Source organism: Bacteroides sp. ZJ-18, assembly GCF_011038705.2.
GTDB lineage: Bacteria > Bacteroidota > Bacteroidia > Bacteroidales > Bacteroidaceae > Bacteroides > Bacteroides hominis.
Genome location: NZ_CP072198.1, coordinates 1998146 through 2020403 on the forward strand (window position 1 = coordinate 1998146; position 22258 = coordinate 2020403).

At 44.8% G+C, this 22258-nt stretch carries 15 protein-coding genes; 8 read left to right on the forward strand and 7 right to left on the reverse strand.

From position 1 onward, the window contains the following. Positions 1-5: 5 nt before the first annotated feature. On the reverse strand, positions 6-2063 hold the full coding sequence (locus tag G7Y45_RS07875; RefSeq protein WP_165017395.1) for a M3 family metallopeptidase: 2058 nt from the start codon (positions 2061-2063) through the stop codon (positions 6-8). A gap of 245 nt (positions 2064-2308) precedes the next feature. Beyond that, the gene (gene gap / locus G7Y45_RS07880; RefSeq protein ID WP_005775699.1) at positions 2309-3310 is read right to left on the reverse strand and encodes a type I glyceraldehyde-3-phosphate dehydrogenase; all 1002 of its coding nucleotides are present in this window, start codon (positions 3308-3310) and stop codon (positions 2309-2311) included. Positions 3311-3449: 139 nt separating this feature from the next. Here gap and mscL point away from each other — a divergent pair, with 139 nt between their 5' ends. Together mscL and guaA are read left to right on the forward strand one after the other, a co-directional pair. Next, positions 3450-3890: a large-conductance mechanosensitive channel protein MscL gene (mscL, locus tag G7Y45_RS07885; RefSeq protein ID WP_005775701.1), complete on the forward strand. Its 441-nt coding sequence runs from the start codon at positions 3450-3452 to the stop codon at positions 3888-3890. A gap of 30 nt (positions 3891-3920) precedes the next feature. Beyond that, positions 3921-5444, forward strand: a complete 1524-nt coding sequence (guaA, locus tag G7Y45_RS07890; RefSeq protein ID WP_165017392.1) for a glutamine-hydrolyzing GMP synthase — start codon at positions 3921-3923, stop codon at positions 5442-5444. A 223-nt stretch (positions 5445-5667) separates the two neighbouring features. On the opposite strand, the gene G7Y45_RS07895 is transcribed toward guaA, so the two are convergent. Both G7Y45_RS07895 and G7Y45_RS07900 read right to left on the reverse strand, forming a co-directional pair. Continuing rightward, entirely contained in the window at positions 5668-7710 is a 2043-nt protein-coding gene (locus G7Y45_RS07895; RefSeq protein WP_032531785.1) for a RagB/SusD family nutrient uptake outer membrane protein, read from the reverse strand. A 13-nt stretch (positions 7711-7723) separates the two neighbouring features. Continuing rightward, positions 7724-10990 (reverse strand): TonB-dependent receptor, encoded by a 3267-nt coding sequence (locus G7Y45_RS07900; protein ID WP_032531786.1) that lies wholly within the window; start codon positions 10988-10990, stop codon positions 7724-7726. A 935-nt stretch (positions 10991-11925) separates the two neighbouring features. Between G7Y45_RS07900 and G7Y45_RS07905 the strand changes: the two genes are divergently transcribed. From G7Y45_RS07905 to G7Y45_RS07915, 3 genes are read left to right on the forward strand one after another with little or no spacing between them, the layout of a single operon-like run. Further along, on the forward strand, positions 11926-12783 hold the full coding sequence (locus G7Y45_RS07905; protein ID WP_005775707.1) for an enoyl-ACP reductase: 858 nt from the start codon (positions 11926-11928) through the stop codon (positions 12781-12783). 4 nt (positions 12784-12787) lie between these two features. Then, complete coding sequence (gene gldB, locus G7Y45_RS07910; RefSeq protein WP_005810107.1) at positions 12788-13801, forward strand: gliding motility lipoprotein GldB; 1014 nt, start codon at positions 12788-12790, stop codon at positions 13799-13801. Between the two features lie 27 nt (positions 13802-13828). Next, entirely contained in the window at positions 13829-14533 is a 705-nt protein-coding gene (locus G7Y45_RS07915) for an SAM-dependent methyltransferase (protein WP_005810106.1), read from the forward strand. On the opposite strand, the gene G7Y45_RS07920 is transcribed toward G7Y45_RS07915, so the two are convergent. From G7Y45_RS07920 to G7Y45_RS07930, 3 genes are all read right to left on the reverse strand, one after another. Further along, positions 14499-15617, reverse strand: a complete 1119-nt coding sequence (locus G7Y45_RS07920; protein ID WP_005810104.1) for a hypothetical protein — start codon at positions 15615-15617, stop codon at positions 14499-14501. The two genes, G7Y45_RS07915 and G7Y45_RS07920, sit on opposite strands and share 35 nt — an antisense overlap. Before the next feature lie 65 nt (positions 15618-15682). Then, positions 15683-16549 (reverse strand): lipoyl synthase, encoded by an 867-nt coding sequence (gene lipA, locus G7Y45_RS07925; RefSeq protein WP_122142890.1) that lies wholly within the window; start codon positions 16547-16549, stop codon positions 15683-15685. A gap of 172 nt (positions 16550-16721) precedes the next feature. Continuing rightward, positions 16722-18932, reverse strand: a complete 2211-nt coding sequence (locus G7Y45_RS07930; protein ID WP_005810100.1) for a S9 family peptidase — start codon at positions 18930-18932, stop codon at positions 16722-16724. Between the two features lie 527 nt (positions 18933-19459). On the opposite strand from G7Y45_RS07930, the gene G7Y45_RS07935 reads away from it, so the two are divergent. The 3 genes from G7Y45_RS07935 to G7Y45_RS07945 all read left to right on the forward strand — a co-directional run bounded on the left by G7Y45_RS07935 (position 19460) and on the right by G7Y45_RS07945 (position 22162). Further along, a complete protein-coding gene (locus G7Y45_RS07935; RefSeq protein WP_005810098.1) occupies positions 19460-20188 on the forward strand; it encodes a LiaI-LiaF-like domain-containing protein in 729 nt (242 codons plus the stop codon). 9 nt (positions 20189-20197) lie between these two features. After that, positions 20198-21040, forward strand: coding sequence for a LytTR family DNA-binding domain-containing protein (locus G7Y45_RS07940; protein ID WP_165017389.1), 843 nt, complete (start codon positions 20198-20200; stop codon positions 21038-21040). 186 nt (positions 21041-21226) lie between these two features. After that, positions 21227-22162: a TIGR01212 family radical SAM protein gene (locus G7Y45_RS07945; RefSeq protein ID WP_022012376.1), complete on the forward strand. Its 936-nt coding sequence runs from the start codon at positions 21227-21229 to the stop codon at positions 22160-22162. Positions 22163-22258 lie beyond the last annotated feature (96 nt).

Sequence of the window (22258 nt, forward strand, 5' to 3'; positions counted from 1 at the left end):
TCTTTCTATTTTTTTATTCCGTTTCTGATAAGTAATGCATCGATGGTAGGCTCTTGTCCCCGGAAACGTTTATATAGTACCATCGGGTGTTCTGTTCCTCCTTTCGACAAGATGTTACTTCGGAAGGAGTCAGCTACGTCTTTGTTGAAGATTCCTTTTTGCTTGAACAGAGAGAACGCATCCGCATCCAAAACCTCCGCCCATTTGTAACTATAGTATCCGGCCGAATATCCTCCGGCAAATATGTGTGAGAACTGAGTGCTCATACAAGTTTCCGGTACCATAGGCAGTATCTGTGTTTTGGACCATGCCTGGCGTTCGTACTCTTTTACGTCTCCGTCGAATGGAGTGTTGCGGGTATACCATGCCATGTCCAGCAGACCGAAGCTGACTTGGCGGAGGCAGGCATACGCTACATTAAAGTTAGAGGCATCTACCAGTCTCCGGATTAATTCGTCGGGCAAAGGCTCTCCTGTCTGATAATGGCTGGCAAAGGTATGAAGAAACTCTTTCTCGATGCCGAAGTTTTCCATAATCTGTGAGGGGAGTTCTACGAAATCCCAATAGACATTCGTCCCGCTCAGGCTCTGGTAAGTTGAGTTGGCAAACATTCCATGCAAAGCATGTCCGAACTCGTGGAGGAAAGTTTCTACTTCGTCATAAGTCAACAAAGCCGGTTTGCTTTCTGTCGGCTTGGTGAAGTTCATCACTACCGATACGTGCGGGCGACTGTTCTCGCCTGTGCTTTCTATCCATTGGCCTTTGAATTCTGTCATCCAGGCACCGGAGCGTTTACCTTCACGCGGGTGAAAATCCGTATAGAGCACAGCAAGGAAATTACCGTCTTTGTCCATTACTTCATAAGCATCCACATCCTTATGATATACCGGAATATCGGGGTTCTTGTGGAATGTGATTCCGTATAATCGAGTGGCTAATCCGAAGACTCCCGCTTTCACTTTGTTCAGTTCGAAGTAGGGACGAAGCATCTCTTCGTTGATGTTGAATTGCTGATCCTTCAGCTTGTTGGAGTAGTAGCTCCAATCCCAGGGCATTATCTCAAAATCGTCTCCCTGCTCTTTGCGGGCTAACTCCTGTACTGCTTCATATTCTTTGCGTGCTGTGGGAGTATAAGCATCCAGCAGTTGGTTGAGAAGGGTATATACAGCATCGCTGGTTTCGGCCATGCGTTTCTTCAGTGTATACTCTGCATAATTGTCATAACCCAGTAATTGTGCGATTTCCATATGGATATTGACTATCCTTTTTACAATTTCCAGGTTGTTATATTCATTATTGTGCGTACACTTCGTATTGTAGGCCATATAGAGTTCGCGGCGTAAATCGCGGTTATCGGCATACGTCATAAAGGGGATGTAACTGGGGGCATGCAGTGTGAATACCCATCCATTCACTCCTTTTTCCCGTGCTGTTTCGGCTGAGGCTTCTATAGCACTTTCAGGCAGACCGTCCAGTTGGCTCTTGTCTGTCAGTGCCAGCTGATAGTTATTGGTCTCTTTCAGGTTGTTTTCGCTGAAGTCCAACGTTAGTTTGCTCAGCTCTCTGGTTAATTCACGGTATTTTTCTTTGGCTTCGCCTTGTAGGTTGGCTCCGAGACGTATGAATCCGTCATAGGCATTTTCCAGAAGTTTCATTTGTTCCGGAGTCAGTCCTAAAGAATCTTTCTGCAGGTATACAGCTTTGATGCGTTCAAACAGTGCCTCGTTCAGGCTGATGTTATTACTGTGCTCACTTAGCAGCGGCACCATTTCCTGGGCAATCTGCTGCAAGTCATCATTAGTTTCGGCACTGCGTAAATTGCCGAATACGGTTGTTACCCGGTCGAGTAATTCTCCGGACTGTTCGTAGGCCAGAATGGTGTTAGCAAATGTAGGAGTTTCCGGATTGTTGACGATGGTATCTATTTCTGCTGCCTGACGGCTGATACCTTCGCGAATGGCCGGTTCATAATGTTCTGTTTTTATTTTATCAAAAGGAACGGTTCCATGCGGAGTTGTATATTTCTCGAAGAATGGATTTTGTGCATTTGCTATATTTGTCATATCAAGTAATATCAATGTTACATTTACAAAATTACAAATTTCACCACAGAGTATCACAGACTTCCGTATAGTTTTCTTCTTATTTAACGTGTTTCACTGTAGTTTTTGCTATGGGAGACGGAGAGAAGAGCAGAACTGTAAAATAAGCATTCCGTGTCTTCGTACGTCTTTTAGGGTGAGCTGTAAAATAAAAAAGCTGTTCCGGTTTCCCGAAACAGCTTTCCATATATTGTATCTTAGCTTGATTATTTAGCAGCGATAACGCGAGCCATTTCACAAACTTTGTTTGAGTAACCCCATTCGTTGTCATACCAAGAAACAACTTTAGCGAAGTTAGAATCCAAAGAGATACCTGCTTTAGAGTCGTAGATTGAAGTGTTAGCGCAACCACGGAAGTCAGTTGAAACAACTGCATCTTCAGTGTAGCCCAGGATACCCTTCAATTCGCCTTCAGAAGCTTCCTTCATAGCAGCGTTGATTTCTTCCATTGTAGCAGCTTTTTCCAAAACAACTGTCAGGTCAACTACAGAAACGTCAGAAGTCGGAACGCGGAATGCCATACCAGTCAGTTTACCGTTCAATACCGGCAATACTTTACCTACAGCTTTAGCAGCACCTGTAGAAGACGGGATGATGTTTTCCAGGATACCACGGCCACCTCTCCAGTCTTTCTTAGAAGGACCGTCTACTGTTTTCTGAGTAGCAGTAGCAGCGTGAACTGTAGTCATCAAACCTTTAACGATACCGAACTTGTCGTTCAATACTTTAGCGATAGGAGCCAAGCAGTTAGTAGTACAAGAAGCGTTAGAGATAATGTCCTGTCCAGCGTATGAAGTGTGGTTTACACCATATACGAACATAGGAGTAGAGTCTTTAGAAGGAGCAGACATGATAACTTTCTTAGCACCAGCCTGGATATGTTTGCGAGCTGTTTCGTCAGTCAGGAAGAAACCAGTTGATTCAACTACAACGTCAGCATCAACTTCGTTCCATTTCAAGTTAGCAGGATCCATCTCTGCAGTCAGACGGATTTTGTTTCCGTTTACAATCAGAGCACCGTCTTCTACAGCAACTTCGCCTTCAAAACGACCGTGTACTGAATCATATTTCAGCATGTATGCCAAGTATTCAGCATCCAACAAGTCGTTAATACCTACGATCTGAATGTCGTTACCAAAGTTCTTAACTGCTGCACGGAATACCATACGTCCGATACGGCCAAAACCGTTAATACCTACTTTAATCATTTTGTTTAAACTTTTAAGGGTTTTATAATATTTGTTCAAATACTTTTCTAAATTCGCATTTGTTTCATTAGAATGCGGTGCAAAAGTAAGAAAATGTTTTTATATTCGCATATTAAATTCATATTAAATATAAAAAAAGATGGGAAAAAGTACTTTTTTACAAGACTTTAAAGCTTTCGCCATGAAAGGGAATGTGGTGGATATGGCTGTCGGTGTGATTATTGGTGGTGCCTTTGGCAAAATCGTTTCGTCGGTTGTAGCCGATATCATTATGCCTCCCCTGGGGTTACTCATTGGGGGAGTGAACTTTACGGACTTGAAATGGGTAATGAAAGCTGCGCAGTACGGAGCCGATGGGAAAGAAACTGCGGCTGCTGTTACCTTGAATTATGGTAACTTTCTGCAAGCAACTTTCGATTTTCTTATTATCGCTTTTTCTATATTCTTATTTATTAAACTGATTACAAAGCTGACCCAGAAGAAAGCTGAGGCGCCTGCTGCTCCTGCTGCACCGCCCGCACCTACAAAAGAAGAGATATTGTTGACTGAAATACGTGATTTATTGAAAGAAAAGCAGTAATTTTGCGCCAAATTCATAACATATCTATATATGCAAGAGAAAATTATAATACTTGATTTCGGTTCACAGACCACGCAGCTTATCGGTCGCCGGGTGCGCGAGTTGGATACGTATTGCGAGATTGTCCCCTATAACAAGTTCCCCAAAGACGACGAAACTGTCAAGGGAGTGATTCTGTCGGGAAGCCCCTTCTCCGTGTATGACGAGAGTGCGTTCAAGGTTGATTTGAGCGAAATCAGAGGTAAATATCCCATTCTGGGCATCTGCTATGGTGCACAGTTTATGGCGTATACCAATGGTGGCAAAGTAGAACCGGCAGGTACCCGTGAGTATGGACGTGCTCACCTGACTTCTTTCTGCAAGGACAATGTGTTGTTCAAAGGTGTGAGAGAGGGTACGCAGGTATGGATGAGCCACGGTGATACCATTACTGCTGTTCCTGAGAATTTTAAAACGATTGCGTCTACAGACAAAGTGGCTATTGCCGCTTATCAGGTGGAAGGTGAACAAGTGTGGGGCGTACAGTTCCATCCGGAAGTTTTCCACAGTGAGGACGGTACACAGATGCTTCGTAATTTCGTTGTCGATGTATGTGGATGCAAGCAGGACTGGAGTCCGGCATCGTTCATCGAAAGTACTGTTGCCGAATTGAAGGTTCAGTTGGGCAATGACAAAGTAGTATTAGGCTTAAGCGGAGGAGTTGATTCTTCAGTAGCCGCTGTGCTGCTCAACAAGGCCATCGGTAAGAATCTGACTTGTATTTTCGTTGACCACGGTATGCTCCGCAAAGACGAATTCAAGAATGTAATGCATGATTACGAATGCCTCGGACTGAATGTGATCGGTGTAGATGCCAGCCGTAAGTTCTTCTCAGAACTGGAAGGTGTAACCGAGCCCGAACGCAAACGTAAAATTATAGGTAAAGGCTTTATCGATGTATTCGATGAAGAGGCACATAAACTGAAAGATGTGAAATGGTTGGCTCAGGGTACCATCTATCCGGATTGTATCGAGTCTCTTTCCATCACCGGTACTGTTATCAAGAGTCACCACAATGTGGGTGGACTTCCTGAAAAGATGAACCTGAAACTTTGTGAACCGCTTCGTTTGCTATTCAAGGATGAAGTTCGTCGTGTAGGCCGTGAGTTAGGTATGCCCGAGCACTTGATTACCCGTCATCCTTTCCCGGGGCCGGGACTTGCGGTTCGTATTTTAGGTGATATTACTCCCGAAAAGGTGCGTATCTTACAGGATGCTGACGATATTTTCATTCAAGGTTTACGCGACTGGGGATTATACGATCAGGTATGGCAGGCAGGTGTTATCTTGCTTCCGGTTCAGTCTGTAGGAGTAATGGGAGACGAACGTACATACGAGCGTGCAGTAGCTTTGCGTGCTGTGACTTCAACAGATGCCATGACAGCCGACTGGGCGCATTTGCCTTATGAATTCCTCGGTAAAGTGTCAAATGATATTATAAATAAGGTAAAAGGTGTAAACCGTGTAACCTACGATATCAGTTCAAAACCACCTGCAACGATTGAGTGGGAATAAGCCGTTTGAAGATGGTATATATAAAAGACAGCCGTTCGGAGAAATTCGGGCGGCTTTCCTTTTTTGATGTACGTACAATGCGATTATGATTTAACAGAAAAGGGACATCCTCACGGACCTCCCTTCCCTTTTTCCTTTTTTAAACCTTATGTAGTTGCTATAAATCTCTTACCGCAACATCTTATTATTATACTAAAAATCAATACTTTTTTAATAGATATATCTACTCTACAGCTTGTGCATTTCTCTCTTCAGGCCAATATGGGTTCTGATAGATAACTGACGAAGATATATCACCTGACGGGGATAACAACTCTATTTGCCGGATAGGTACCGGGTAGAGATAATGTGCTTTAGCCCAACTATAGCCGTCATATATTTCGTTGTTCTTTTTTACAACCGAATATGGACGTAAATAATTGGATAACTTTCTGGACGAAACATTAGCCATTGCATTATCCGGACCTTCGATGTATTCAAATTTAGCATCTTCTCCTTCATAACGTTTGTAAGCGTCGCTTCCCCAGAAGTTGAATCCTTCGGGAATGAATCTTTCAACTAATAATCTGTCCAATGATCTCCAACGGATCAGGTCGTCCATACGCATACCTTCACCAATAAACTCACAACGGCGTTCGCGGCGGATATTGTAAAGTGTTGCATCGATCATTTCGTTTTCGCCTTTATATTTAGCCAGGTCGTTTTCCTTGCTCAGATCTGTTGCAGCAATGGTTTTATTGAAATCCGGATCAACCCCTGCACGAATGCGTACGGCTCTCCAGTATTCGGCAGCTTTGCCTGCAATATTTCCATTATTTTTCAGACAATAGGCTTCCAAATAATTCAAGTATGCTTCAACTGCACGGAAGATAACGCAACCGGTTGTTGATTGTGCTTGTCCTGAAACGTATTGTTTCTGGTCGTAGGAGAGACATTTACGAATGCGGTATCCAGTCAAATCTCTAACTTCTGATTCTGCTATAATTATCCTGGGATAATCCGATTCTTGATATGTCTTCATTGCATTGGTTGTAGCATTCGATACAGCTGGTATCATATCTTCTTCGCCGAACAGGAAGAGCTGCAGGCGTTCGTCTCGGTTTGCTTTTTCGTCCATTACCCGTTGGTCACCTTTGAAGGGGCATGCGGCAGTAGCTGCATACCAAGGCATGCCGTCTTTCATTAAGAAAGACTGAACATAATTACGTAGCATTCCATTATTTCCTCCTGAAGCTATATAGGCTGTAGCACCGTGCGCAATGGTAAAATCGCCGGAGAAGTAGTCGCGCCAGAAGAGTACTTCTTCGAATCCGCTCATGTCTTCGGCGGAGAACATATCGAAATAATCATTCCAGCCGGAAATATCATTATCGTTTGCCGGATTGAATACACCGCTGTTAGCGGTCAGTTTGACGACATCAGCCACTTGTTCGGCAGCTGCCATGGCTTCATCCAGAAAGAAGTTTATTTCTGTGTTAGCATCATATTTATAGTCAGGATGAACCCGTTTGCCGGGCCAGTTAGCATCACCCGGTACACGTCCTGTCCCTTGATGATACTTCTCAAAAGTGGCTTCATAGAGAGCTACACGCGATTTGATTAACAATGCACACTGCTTATTCAGGCGGTTATTGCCTGCAAAGCCGTGGTCATGCATATATTCGGCGGCTTTGTCGAGATCTTCAAGAATAAAGCGTGCCACCTTATTACGTGGTTGGCGCACTCCTTTTTCTATCAGTATTTCTGCGTTGTCCGGCAATACTTCAGTGATAATGGGATAGTCTCCGTACAATCTTAGCTTCTGGAAATATTTCCATGCACGGATAAAATACATTTCACCGATGTAATGTTTCACGTCATCGGCGTTACCCGATATTTCGCCTGCTTCATATTTGGGAAGTACTTTCTCAAAGAAGTAGTTGCAATAACGGAAGAAAGAGAAATCCCAGTTGCCATTGGCTGCTTCTGTTTTCCATACATCCTTGGTATAGTAGTTTTGGACTCCGCTTCCGCTACTTTCACCTGAAACCATGTTATCGGTAGCTCCGTCGTTATTCACGGTACCTGCATTGAACCCGCCATGTGTTGAGAACAAGCTTTGGTATTGTGAGATACTGTAGGCTGCCAGGTGGTCTGCATTCTGAAAATAAGATTCTGGCGTAACCTGATCCAGCGGTTCTCTGTCCAGAAAGTCATTACACGAAGGGAAAAGTAATACTCCCCCTGTCAGTACGCATAGTTGTATGATTCTGTTTTTTAGTTTCATAATGATTCGTTTTTTAGAAATTTACGGTTAAACCAATTGCAATCACTTTCTGTAACGGATATACTTTACCCGGGTCAGTCCATTGTGTTCCGAGATTTTCCGGATCGAATACTCCGGTGATATCAGATACAGTCAGTAAATTATCGCCTGATACATAGACGCGTACTGATTCCATTCCCGCTTTCTTTGTCCATACTTTGGGCAATGTATATCCGATCTGGATATTTTTCAGGCGCCAATACGAAGCATCCTGTAAGTAGCGTGTCTGACGTTGTTGGTTCTTTGATGTATTACGGATGACACGTGGAAAATAAGCGTTGGTGTTGGCTCCTAAAGGATCGCCTTCCGGACGCCAGAAGTCCCAGTGCTCTTTGAATCCGGCAGAAGCCCATTCGCCGCCTCCGGAGAATCCCCAGAAGTACGGGCCATTCAGCCAGTAGTCACGTTTACCGATACCTTGCACAAAAGCACGGAAATCCAAACCTTTCCAAGCGGCATCTATTGTGATACCGTAGTTGAAACGAGGTGTGTTATTACCGATTATCTGCCAGTCGCCCGAGTCTCCCACTTTGTAGTTGCCTTGGTCTACCGAACCGCTGTTGTCGAGGTCGGCATACATGATGTCACCTGCTGCCCATTTCTGGCCCATCGGTTGTTTAGCGTTGGCAAGGTGCTGATTCATTTCTTCATCACTTTGTGCAATGCCGATCGTTTTATATCCCCAGATCTCTCCTAATTTTTGTCCTTCATAGTAGGGATTGCTGAGGCTTTTATCCGGATTATTATATTTCAGTATCTTCTGTTGTGCATCCGAGAGTACGAATTTTACTCCGTAAGAGAAGTTTTTGATTCTGTCTCTCCATCCTACTTCTAACTCAAAGCCGTACGATTTCATGTCGGCATTGTTGATTTTAGGAACACCTGTACCTAAAATTGATGGAAGTTCCGGAGCAGTCGCAATCATGTCGTAAGTATAACGTACGAAATAATCGAATGACCCTGTCAGGCGGTTATTGAGTAATCCCCAGTCTAAACCCACATCCCACGTCTCGATGGTTTCCCAAGTCTTTTCGCTGCTCACGATACCCGGATTGCTGGCATAGTTCTGGCGTGTGCCGTTCACTAACCAACCGTAATTCTGTCCCTGGGGTAAAGTCTGGTAGAAAGGATACCAGGCATCATTGGTATTGGTATTACCCAACTGTCCCCACGATGCTCTTAGTTTTAAGGTTCCGATATTCAACTTGTTGGCAGCCTCTTCGAAGAATGCTTCGCGGGCGATATTCCATCCACCGGAGAAAGAAGGGAAGAAGCCCCAGCGTTTGTCACCTATGAAGCGTGAAGAACCGTCATAACGTCCGTTAGCTTCCAGCATATAACGGTCTTTGTAGTTCCAGTTCAAGCGGGCGAAGAAGCCGGCTACTGAAGTGTGTCTGTATCCGCCTGCTACGCTGGGTTCACCTACTGCCGTGTTGATAGTCGGTACAGAAGGGGTAATCAAGGTCGATTTGTCTGCATTCACGCTACGGTCTTTGTACAATTCGGCGTTGAAACCTACCATTGCTTTGAAGTAGTGCCCATTATCCAATTGCTTGAAGTAATCCGAATAGATATTAGTAGAGTAATAATTTTCTTTATATGCGTATTCAGATACCTTTGAACCGCCGATCGGATAACTGCCCACACCTGCATCCCAAGTCATACCTACCGGTTCGCCATCTACATTGTGTTGATAGACGGGAAGTACTTCCCAATGTTGGTTATTGGCAGTCACACGCAAACTTCCTTCTACATAAATTTTCCAATTTTTGATTGGTTCGAAGGTCAGTTGCAATTGTTGGGTGAAAAGATCTTTTTGATTAATTTGCCTACCTCCGTCTTCCAGTTGAATCAATTCAGAAGGTCCGGTCAGGTACCCGTTGTCATCATATACGGGTACAGTTGGCCAGCGGCGTGCCACATTGTGGAAGAACAGTCCTGTCAGATAACTTGGACGTTCAAAATCTTCGCGTGTCCATTTTGTTGAATATCCCAATGTAAACCAGTCTGTGATGTTGCTTGTTATTCTACCATTCAGGGTATAGCGTTGGAAAGTATCTTTCCCATGGCGTATCAGGCCTTTTTGGTCGAGAAAACTTCCACTGACGATATATTGGGTTTTATCCGTACCACCACTGATGCTGATGTTATGATCCATGGAAGGAACCCAGTCTTCGTATACTTCCTTAAACCAGTCTGTATTGGCATTTGAACCTGTATAGTAGTTCCAGTTACGTGACTGTTCGTCAAAGGTCGCCGATGATTTAAGGGTACCATCCTGGTACGCCTTGATACGTTCCAGCTGCTCTTTACTGAAAACTGCTCCACCATTGTGATTTAATGCCGCACGGTTGAAATATTGTGCAAAAGTATAAGAGTCCAGCATTTCAGGCAGATTGGTTGCATCCGAGAAACGTACATTACCGGAATAGGTAACTCTTGCTTTTCCCGACTGTCCGCTTTTTGTTTTTACCAGTACCACGCCGAATGCCGCACGTGCACCATAGATAGAGGCTGATGCGGCATCTTTCAGCACTGATACAGATTCAATGTCATTGGGGTTTACCGTGTTCAGGCTACCTTCGATACCGTCGATTAATATTAATGGAGATGAACCGGAACCGTCACCGATAGTACCTGTACCACGAATATTAATGTTCATTTCACTATCCAGTGCACCCCCACCGTTGTTGACCGAGAGGTTCAAACCCGGTACCACACCTTGCAGGGCTTGTGATACATTTTGTACCGGACGTGCCTCAAGCACTTCGGAATTGACCATACCTACGGCACCTGTCACGTTGACTTTTTTCTGTGAGCCATAACCTACAACGACCACTTCATCCAGTTGTTGCGAGTCTTCTTTCATGGTAACGTTAATAGGAGCGCCGGTTACTTTTACTGTAACGGTTTTGTAGCCGATGAACGAGATTTCGATGTTGCTTCCTTTGGGGGCATCGATAGAGAATTGCCCTTGCAGGTTCGTAATCGTACCTGTGTTATTTGCCAGGACTTTAACGGATACACCGATCATCGGTTCTCCGGTTTCGTCCACTACTGTACCTTTCACTTTGGTGTTGGCCTGCTGTACAGTTTCAATTCCGTGTTCTTCGTAAGTATTGGCTGCTGCTTGCTGCGGTGTTGCGCACCATAGCATGATAGAAGCAGCGATTGCCATTTTCAGGCGATTTGTTTCTCGAAGCCGGATTAGGCTCGGAAACAGGTTAGTTTTTTCTGTCATACACTAAATTGTTCGGTTAAACATCATTTTGAATAGTTTGTTTCTTAAATTTTCCGGGGAATCGGTTCCTTCGGAATCTGTGCTAAAGTCTTTTCTCTGTTTTATTTCATAAGCTTCTTTATTAGGGTTGTTGTATTGATTGTGATTTATGACATATGTTTACAATTGTTTCTAATTTCAAGTTTCTATTAAGTTCTGATGGTACTTAATTGATTATGACAAACAGAAATACTGTAAAAGGAGTGCGGATAAGTGTTGAACGCTAAAACTGCTATCTGTTGTATATTAGTTGATTATAGTGAATGTCGGTTGCCTGTAATAGTCCTTATAACTTTAATTTATTAAATTACCAAAGGTCTACCTGTTTTTTTAAATAAGTGAGTTATTATATCTTAGACGAAATGTTTTTTTATGATATATTTGAAAAAATAGAAGCGTTGTTTGTGATTTATTAAAATATATTATTATCTTTGTCCCGTTGGTAGCTATTTGTTACGAATAAAATGGGTTTATTAACTTAATATTAGAAAACCCATTGATGGCGAAAAGCAGTTATAGTAAAGTACCATCAGAACTTTGCTATTTTTTTATTTTTCTTGAATTACTTCTCTTTCTTTGTTTCCACGACCGATCTCTTTGATCTTCAATCCCGATAAACAATTGTGAATAATATATCTGCTCTTATGGACTACTGATATGGACAGGGCAGGAGACTCTGTAAATGCAACCGGCATTAACGACGAATGCTGCCGTCATTTAAGGCGACAGACGGTTGCTTTAATAATCCGGCCTTTGTAGTGACAGGAGTGGCTGTTATATGTAATAAATACCCTATTTTAGTGTATTTTTTGTGGTTTCGGTCTTTTCTTTGCACACTTTTCATGCTTTTATGCAGAAAATCTATATCTTTGCAACCTAATTTAACATTAAAAGGTATGAGTTACAATTTGTTGAAAGGAAAAAGAGGTATTATTTTCGGTGCATTAAACGAGCAGTCTATTGCCTGGAAAGTAGCCGAAAGAGCCGTTGAAGAAGGTGCTGTTATTACATTATCAAATACTCCTGTTGCTGTCCGCATGGGACAGGTTTCTGCTTTGTCTGAGAAGTTGAATTGCGAAGTGATTGCTGCAGATGCCACTAACGTAGAAGATTTGGAGAACGTATTTAAACGCTCGATGGAAGTTCTCGGTGGTCAGATTGATTTTGTATTGCACTCTATCGGTATGTCACCGAACGTTCGTAAGAAACGTACTTACGATGATCTCGACTATAATATGTTGAACACTACCCTGGATGTTTCAGCTGTTTCATTCCATAAAATGATCCAGGCTGCCAAGAAACAAAACGCAATTGCCGAATACGGTTCTATCGTGGCATTGAGTTATGTAGCTGCACAGCGTACTTTCTATGGATACAACGATATGGCTGACGCTAAGGCATTGCTTGAATCTATTGCCCGCAGCTTTGGTTACATTTATGGTCGTGAGCACAATGTACGTGTAAATACGATTTCTCAGTCGCCTACCTTTACCACAGCCGGTTCCGGTGTGAAGGGCATGGATAAACTGTACGATTTTGCCAACCGCATGTCTCCGTTGGGCAATGCTTCTGCCGACGAGTGTGCAGATTATTGCATCGTAATGTTCTCTGATCTTACCCGTAAGGTGACCATGCAGAACCTGTTCCACGATGGTGGTTTCTCGAGTGTTGGTATGAGTCTTCGGGCGATGGCTACTTACGAAAAGGGTCTGGACGAATATAAAGACGAAAACGGTAATATCATTTACGGTTAAGGCAATGAAAATACGGAAGAACTATATTCTCCTTGTTTTGCTAAGTCTGCTTTTCGCATCCTGCCGGGTGGGGAAGGCAGAGCCTGTCGCAGACCCAATGGAGGAAGAGGGGATTTCCGTAGTCAGATATGATAAGCTGTTGGACGAATACGTTCGTTTCAACAGCTTTTCTGCTTTACAAAAAATGAATCTGGAATATTCTCTGCCTACTAAACTGCTGATTGAAGATGTACTGGCCATCGGGCAGGTAAGTGACGATCATATATTCCAGCGACTGAAAACATTCTATTCGGACACCACTCTGATCCGTCTGATAGAGGATGTGGAAACCAGATATCCCGAATTGGGATCTGTCGAGAAAGAGTTGACCAAAGGCTTCGGGAAACTGCAAAAGGAAGTGCCGGATATTATGATCCCCATGATATACACACAAATTTCGGCATTCAATGAATCCATCGTTCTGTCCGACAGCGTACTGGGCATCAGCCTTGACAAGTATATGGGTGAAGATTATCCGCTTTACAAGCGTTTCTATTATGGTTATCAGCGACGCACCATGCGTCCCGACCGGATTGTACCCGATTGTCTGGTGTACTATCTGATGAGCCAGTATCCTTTCCCGATGGATTACTCCCGTACACTGCTCGATGTGATGATGCACTTCGGTAAAATTAATTATGTGGTGCAGCACCTGTTGGATTATTCCTCTTCGGAAGAAGCATTGGGCTATTCGGATGTAGAGAGAGAATGGTGCAAAGAGAACCAGCAGCAGATGTGGAGATATATTCTTGAAAAAGATCATCTGCATGCAACAGATCCGATGGTGGTACGCCAATATACCCGTCCGGCTCCTTTCACTAATACTCTGGGCGAGAATGCGCCTTCGATGGTGGGTACCTGGATTGGTACAAAAATCATCACTTCGTATATGAAACATCATAAAAAAACAACCTTACGGCAATTGCTCGAAATGAACGATTACGAACGTATGTTCACCGAATCTCGTTTTAATCCGTAAAATTCTTATTATAAAAATCCCTTGTTCATGGATACCGCTCTCTATCTTTTGCCCGTTACATTGGGCGACACTCCCATCGAGTCTGTATTACCACCCTACAATAAAGAAATTATTCTGGGAATCAAGCATTTTATTGTCGAAGATGTCCGTTCGGCCCGCCGTTTCCTGAAAAAGGTGGATCGTGAGATTGACATCGATTCGCTCACCTTTTATCCCTTAAACAAGCACACTTCTCCTGAAGATATTTCCGGTTACCTGAAACCGTTGATCGGTGGATTGTCTATGGGAGTGATTTCGGAAGCCGGTTGTCCGGCCGTTGCCGATCCGGGAGCCGATGTCGTGGCTATTGCGCAACGTAAGAACCTGAAGGTAGTGCCGTTGGTGGGCCCTTCGTCTATCATTCTTTCTGTGATGGGATCGGGATTTAACGGACAAAGCTTTGCCTTTCACGGATATCTGCCTATAGAGCCGGCTGAGCGTGCCAAAAAGCTTAAAGCTCTTGAACAACGGGTATATGCCGAACATCAGACACAGCTGTTTATAGAAACGCCCTATCGGAATAATAAGATGGTGGAGGATATTTTGCATAACTGCCGTCCGCAAACACGTCTTTGCATTGCAGCTAATATCACCTGTGAGGGTGAGTACATCCGCACCAAGACCATCAAAGAGTGGCAGGGAAAAGTGCCCGACCTGACTAAGATACCTTGTATTTTTCTCTTATACCAATAACCTGTTTCAGGTGTTCATATTCCAACTCAAAGCATTCGCTGAAGAAGTGAGTGCCTAAGTTGTGTTCTATCTGTTGGAAAGTCCACAGTTTTCCTCCTTTGAACCGTGGATCGCAGAGGATAGAATCATCTTCCATTTCGACAATAAACAGATAAATCAGACGGTTGGTCTGTGCATTTTCGAAATGATAGGAGATGGTAAATGTAGGTTTCAGATCCGATGCTTTTGGGAAAGCATTACTCAATAAGCGGTTGGCACCTTCGGTCAACGTCTCTCCGTACCGGAGATAACATTCCATCGGTATATCCACTTTGAACTTGTCGAGAATACAGCTTTGCGGACGATTGCAAAGGAACAGCATGCCATGGGTAGAGACGGCAATGCGTATTACCGGGTTGATATAAGCATTCTTGTAGTTGATGGCTTCTACGGCCAGGCTTTTTCCAATGACGTCGCCACGGGTGTTGACGATGGGCACATATTCTGTATGGGCCATTACATGATTAAAATAACGGATGCCTATCTGGTTGAACAGAATGCTGAGGATAAATATGGCAGGCGGCAATATGTGGTAAAGCACCAGCGTGGAAGTCGGAGTGAGAGGGTGTGCTATCAGGATAGTCAGACTGATAACGGCAAAGTGCAGAATACCCAGAATCAAAACAACCCGTGCCGATACGACAGCCGATTCCGCTCCCTGGGCAAACAGTCGGCGGTTGCACTGGGCACTCTGGCGCAGGTAGTGGTTAATGAACCTTCTCCTGTGTAAGAAAAGAATAACCATTGGAATCAGTATACTGACTTCAAGTGTCAGGGGCAAAGCTCCTACCGGGACAAAATCTCCGGGAATGAGACTTGCCAGAGTCAATAGTGTCAAAATTCCCGTAGAGATATAAAGGATAAAATTGGGTATACGCGCCCCGTTACGGGACAGGGACCTGTATGAAAAGATAAGTCCGATACCTGTACCGATATAGATTGATATGTCCTGTGTTATAAATTCGCATAAAAGGATGGAAACAATAACAGGGATAAAGCCCAATGACATATTAAATGCGGAAGAAAGTACTCCTTTGTTACCCATATGTTTTTTATTGTATTATTTTGCCGTTTACTTGTAAAACAAACAAGGAGCCTGTTATGTTCTTACTACTTCTTATTAAATCGGATATGTTTTTCCGCATGATATGATGAACGTACTAATGGTGCGCTTTCTACTTGTTCGAATCCCTTTTTGAGCCCTGTTTCTTTATAGATGGCGAATTGTTCCGGGGTAATGTATGCCACAACCGGATAGTGTTTATGGGTCGGTTGCAGGTATTGTCCGATGGTAAGGATTTTGCAACCGACGGCAATCAAGTCGTCCATTAACTCCTCCACTTCGGCAGGAGTTTCGCCCAAACCGACCATAATACCCGATTTGGCTGTTGTACCGCTCTCGGCTATCTGACGGATCACCTCCAGGCTGGTGTGATAATTGGCCGCACTACGCACTTGTGGGCTGATACGTTTTACGGTTTCCATATTGTGGGAAATGATTTCCGGACCGGCTTCTATCACTTGGGAAACCAGTTCCTTGCGCCCCTGGAAGTCGGGGATCAGTACTTCGGTGGTCGTTTCCGGATTCAGGCGTTTGATTTCACGAATTGTTTGCGCCCAATGGGCGGCGCCCAGGTCGGGTAAATCATCGCGGTCCACCGATGTGATGACTGCATGTGAGAGCTTCATCAAGGCAACCGATTCCGCAACGTGCAACGGTTCGTCAGGGTCCAGAGGCAAAGGACGCCCGGTCCGGGTATTACAGAATTTGCAACTGCGGGTACAGATGTCACCGGCAATCATGAACGTGGCCGTACCTTTTCCCCAGCACTCGCCCATGTTGGGGCAGCGCCCGCTGCTGCAAATGGTGTGCAGGCAGTGCGATTCGACAATACGTTTGGTTTCCGTATAGCGTTCGTTGGCTCCGATACTGATCTTAAGCCATTCGGGTTTGCGTACCCGTTGATCGTTTCCCATATGATAGTACTGTTTTGTTTAATGATAGAGAGGCTGTCTCAAAGCTCACCACAGAGGACACAGAGTAACCAGAGTATACTTTAAATTGTTGATGATTAGTAAAAAAACTCTGTGCTACTCTGTGTTACTCCGTGGTGAAAAGGCTTTTGATACAGCCTCCTGAAGCGGTTTCTTATAAATTGTTCAGGAAAAAGTTCGTTAACCTCGTATACAGATGGTTTCGGGTATTTCCGCCATAAATGCCGTGATTCCGGTTGGTATATACCTGCATGTCGAACTGTTTTCCAAGCTGTACCAGGTGTTCGGCATATTCGGTACAGTTCTGGAAGTGAACGTTGTCATCTGCCATACCGTGTACCAAAAGCAGGTTTCCATGCAAGTTGTCTGCACGGCTGAATGCTGAGGCAGCTTTGTAGCCTTCGGCATTTTCTTTCGGAGTACGCATGAAGCGTTCGGTATATACAGTATCGTAATATTTCCAGTCTGTAGGTGCGGCAACAGCGACTCCGGCTTTAAATACCGGTGTACCTTCGCTCATACTCATGATGGTCATGTATCCGCCGAAGCTCCATCCCCAGATGCCGATGCGTCCTTTGTCCACATAAGGCAGGCCACCCAGATATTTGGCAGCTTCCACTTGGTCTTTTGCCTCTTTTACGCCCAGGTTCAGATAGGTGCACTTCTGGAATTCGCTTCCACGACCTCCTGTGCCGCGACCGTCCACACAAGCCACTACGTAGCCAAGACTTGCCATGTATGTTTCCCAGCTGATTCCCCATTTGTCCAGAACCTGTTGCGAACCCGGACCGCTATACTGGAACATCAGTACCGGATAGCGTTTTGAGGGATCGAAGTTCACAGGTTTCATCATCCATCCGTTCAGGTCTACTCCTTCTGTGGTCTTGAAAGTGAAGAATTCCTTTTGCGGTATGGCATATCCGGCTAACTTTTCTTTCAGTTTATCATTGGTCACCAGAGTTTTCAATACTTTACCCGTATTGTCATTCAGTGTAATCAGCATCGGAGTATCGAGGCTGGTAAACTTGTTCATAAAATATTTCATCGAACTGCTGAAGATCGGGCTGTTGGTTCCTTGCTGATTGCTCAGTTTCACCTTCTTGCCTTTACGGTCTATCTTGTATACAGCCTGGCGCATCGGACTCTCTTCGTTGCTGGTGTAATAGAACTCGTTGGTATCCGGATTCCATCCGATGAAGCTTTTTACTTCATAATTGCCGCTGGTCACCTGCTTAATCAGGTTGCCGTTCATGCTATACCAGTACAGGTGCGGATATCCGCTCTTGTCGCTTACAAAACTGAAATTGTCCGGATAGAACCGGATGTTGTCGAATACGTTCTCGTTGATGTAATAAGGAGATTCATCACGTAAAGCCAGCTTGCATACTGTACTGCGGGGATCGGCAAAATACATGTCGAAGCGGTTTTGATGACGGTTCAGTGTCATGATGGCCAGTTTGTTCGGATCTTGTGTGAAACGGATGCGTGGGATATAACCATCGGCATCTATCGGCAGTTTTACCTGACGGGTCACTTTTGATTTGATGTCGAACGTATGTACCGATACCTTAGAGTTGGGATAACCTGCCTTGGGATATTTGTACGTATACTCGCCCGGGTAGTCCTGCAACGCATTGTTGCGTGGAGCCTCGCCGGCAAACAGCGGGAAGGTGTATGATGGCACTTCCGACTCGTCGAAGCGGACATAAGCCAGCATGGTATTGTCGGCATTGAACTCCAGGGCACGGTTGAAACCGAACTCTTCTTCATATACCCAATCGGGAATACCGTTCAGCACGCTGTTCAGTTTGCCGTCTTCCGTCACCTGCGATTCGCTGTTGCCATACAGGAGCTTCACCAGGAAGATGTTATTGTCGCGGACAAATGCCACCAGATTGCCGTCCGGTGAGAATACCGGAGCTTGCTGCGGGCCGCCGTCCGAGAGTTTTTCTACGATATTGTTGGTAGTAACCCCTTTATCGTTCCGTTTCACCGGATACAGATAGTGGACTGCCGTATAAGAGTGACGGTAGATAGGGGTTGTTTCCGTTGCAATCAGAATTTTTGATCCGTCCGGTGAAAACTGATAGCTGTCGAATTTCTTGAAAGGACATTCGCGAGCTTTGGCCACATCGAATACCACTTCCACCGGTTCACCCGTGCGGAAGGAATATTTCACGATTTGTGTGCCTTCGGCATTTCTTTGTGTGTAGTGTTCGCCGTCCGGCATGGGAACCACACCATAGATGTTTTCGGGACTGAACTTGCCTGAGTTGATCTCTTTCAGGTCGAGCGCTTTGCCTCCTTGTGCGAAGCCGGCAAGGCAGCACAGACAGAAAAACAGAAAAATGAATTTTCTTTTCATTGGCTTTAGATGATTTTTAGGTTGTTTCTATAGTGCCGGCAAAGGTAAGGATAAACGGTGAGCCTTCAAAACGAGAGGGTTAAAATATCTGTGAAATAGCGTTCGGAAACGAAAAAAACAGAGCCTCTGTTGGCTCCGGGCAGAGGCTCTTCCGGGTACAGACAGAGCCTCCGGAGAGCAGAAACGGAGGCTCCGTCCCGGACGTTGGAGACACGGAAAGTGGGCCAGCCTCCGAGCCACCTCTCAAACAGTGCTGTATCCCTTTATTCATGGGTGTTTGAGCGTGTTCGAAAAACTGACTGAAGTCGATTGGTGGGCCATATAATAAATACTAACAAAAAAAGATATATGAATATATCAGTTCAGATCGTGCGCAATCGGTGAGAAATGATTCCGGATTTGTCGGGAGTTATCCCCCTTTCATCGGTTTTGCTACCGTTATTGACGAAAAAGCCTTTCCGGGTGGTGGCAAATGACCTATCTTTGTGGACGAAGATTAAATGAAATAATTAACAATGAAATGATATATGGAAAAGAAAGAGTTTTCATCTCCCGCTCGGAGATACGGTAAGTTTTTTATTGCCTTTATTTTTATAACGGCAGGAGTGCTTCTACTGGCCCGTAATCTGGGATGGATTACTTATGCCCTGTTTGACCTATTGGTGTCCTGGCAAATGCTTCTGATTCTCTTGGGAGTATACCTGATGCTGCGCCGTCAGATTCTGCGGGGATTGATTCTGGTTGGCATCGGGGCCTATTTAATAAGCCCGCATCTGGGATGGTTTCCGGCGGGAGTCCATATCACTCTTTTCCCGATTATATTGATTGTTATTGGACTCGCTTTTTTATTCAGGCCGAAACGTGCCCGGCACGAACGGATGCGGAGGGGAAACTTTGCCAGCAGCCAATATAACTCTACGGATGGAGTGCTTCACTCGGAGAATACCTTCAGCGGTATCAGACAAGTGGTGCTCGATGAATTCTTTAAAGGCGGGACGATACAGAATTCGTTTGGCGGGACGATTATTGACCTGCGGCGTACGACCCTTCCCGAAGGTGAAACGTTTCTCGATATTGATTGTACATTTGGTGGAATAGAAATTTATGTGCCTTCCGATTGGAAAGTAGTGTTTCGGTGTAACACCTGCCTGGGCGGATGTCAAGACAAACGTTTTGGTGGAGGTGTTATCGACCAGAACCGGATATTGGTCATCCGGGGCGACTTGACATTCGGAGGTATTGAAATAAAAAGTTGAAAATAAAACATGGATATACATCCTATACAAGAATCTTCCCGACGGTGGATGACGGCATTGATATTGGCCGGTGCCGCAGCAGGGATACAAACAGCATTACTTTGGGGCTATGCCGGGGCCGACACGCTTCCGGCTGCAATAGACGGCTTTTTATCCGTCGGTTTGCTTTGCCTCCTGGCCTATCTGGCATGGTATGTCATCGGCCTCGTCTCCATATTGCAAACAGATCTGCTGATAGCCGCCCTGGCGCTGCTTTTTTGGCTGGCGGGAGGCTTTGCCGTGCAATATGTGATGGAACAGAACCTGGGACAAGTCTATGCGTCTTTCGGAGAGACGTTCCCTTTCCGCATACTGTTCGGAGCATTGGCTTGGGGAGTGATGATGTTGTGGTATCGTTTACAGTCGTTGAGCACTGTTCAGGAGGAGATATTAGAAGAGGCTGTTTCAAGAGAAGAAGCCCTTCGTGAAGAACTGAAGCAGGCCGGATGCCGCGAAGAGAAAGCGTCGTCGGAAGAGGCGGAATGCATTGACCGCATCACGGTGAAAGACGGTACGCATATTCACCTGATCTGTACCGACGAATTGCTGTACATACAGGCATGTGGCGATTACGTCACATTAGTGACCCCTTCGGGACAATATGTCAAAGAGCAGACGATGAAGTACTTCGATGCCCATCTGCCGTCGGCCGGATTTGTGCGCGTACATCGCTCTACGATAGTAAACGTGACACAAATATCACGGGTGGAACTCTTCGGGAAAGAGAACTATCAACTCTTACTGAAAAATGGGGTCAAGCTGAAAGTGAGTAATTCCGGATATAAGCTGCTGAAAGAACGGCTGGAGCTATAATAACTCCTATCTGGGAATAAACGGAAGGGTGTAGCCATACGAAGCGGATGGCTACACCCTTTTGTGCCCGGGGCTACACCCTTTCCTCCGGATGGCTACACCCTTTCATAAAAATCTTATGGAGAAAGGACCGGTAGCCGGAATAGATTTATTATATTTGCACTAATTGCAAAAATATAATATTCTATGACTGAATCGGCTCCGATGCCTTTATACAACGAGTTTACTTTCTTTCTGAAAAAATATTTTCCTTACAAGGTGCAGAAGATATCTCTCAATGCGGGTTTTACATGTCCCAACCGGGACGGAACGAAGGGGCTGGGAGGCTGTACATATTGTAATAACCAGACATTCAATCCCGAATACTGCAAAACGGAGAAATCCGTCACCCGGCAACTTGAAGAGGGGAAGCAGTTCTTTGCCCATAAATATCCGGATATGAAATATCTGGCCTATTTTCAGGCTTATACCAATACTTATGCCGAACTTGAAGGACTGAAACGGAAATACGAAGAAGCTCTGAGCGTAGATGGTGTAGTGGGGTTGGTCATCGGTACACGTCCCGATTGCATGCCGGATCCTCTGCTGCATTATCTGGAAGAGCTGAATAAACACTCTTTCCTTTTGGTGGAGTATGGCATTGAAACCACCCGGGATGCTACACTCAAACGCATTAACCGGGGGCATACCTATGCCGATACGGTAGAAGCTGTCCACCGGACCGCAGCGTGTGGTATTTTAACCGGGGGACACGTCATTCTCGGTCTTCCGGGAGAGAGCCGCGAAGAGATCATTGTTCAGGCGGCAGAGTTGTCACGTTTGCCCCTGACCACTCTCAAAATGCATCAGTTGCAGCTGATACGTGGCACGAAAATGGCACGTGAGTTTGAACTCCATCCCGAAGATTTTCATCTCTTTAGTGTCGACGAGTATATCGATCTGGTAATCGATTATGTGGAACATCTGCGTCCTGACCTGATACTCGAACGTTTTGTTTCACAATCACCTAAAGAACTCTTGATTGCACCCGACTGGGGATTGAAGAATTATGAATTTACAGCCCGCGTGCAAAAAAGAATGAAAGAAAGAGGTGCTTATCAGGGAAAGGCATACTGGGTTTAGAAAAAAAGAACTATTTTTGCGAAGCGAATGAGTTGCGAGTTACGAGTTGCAAGTTTAGAGTGCCGTTGGGTGTTGTTACTCGTGCCCCGTAATTAA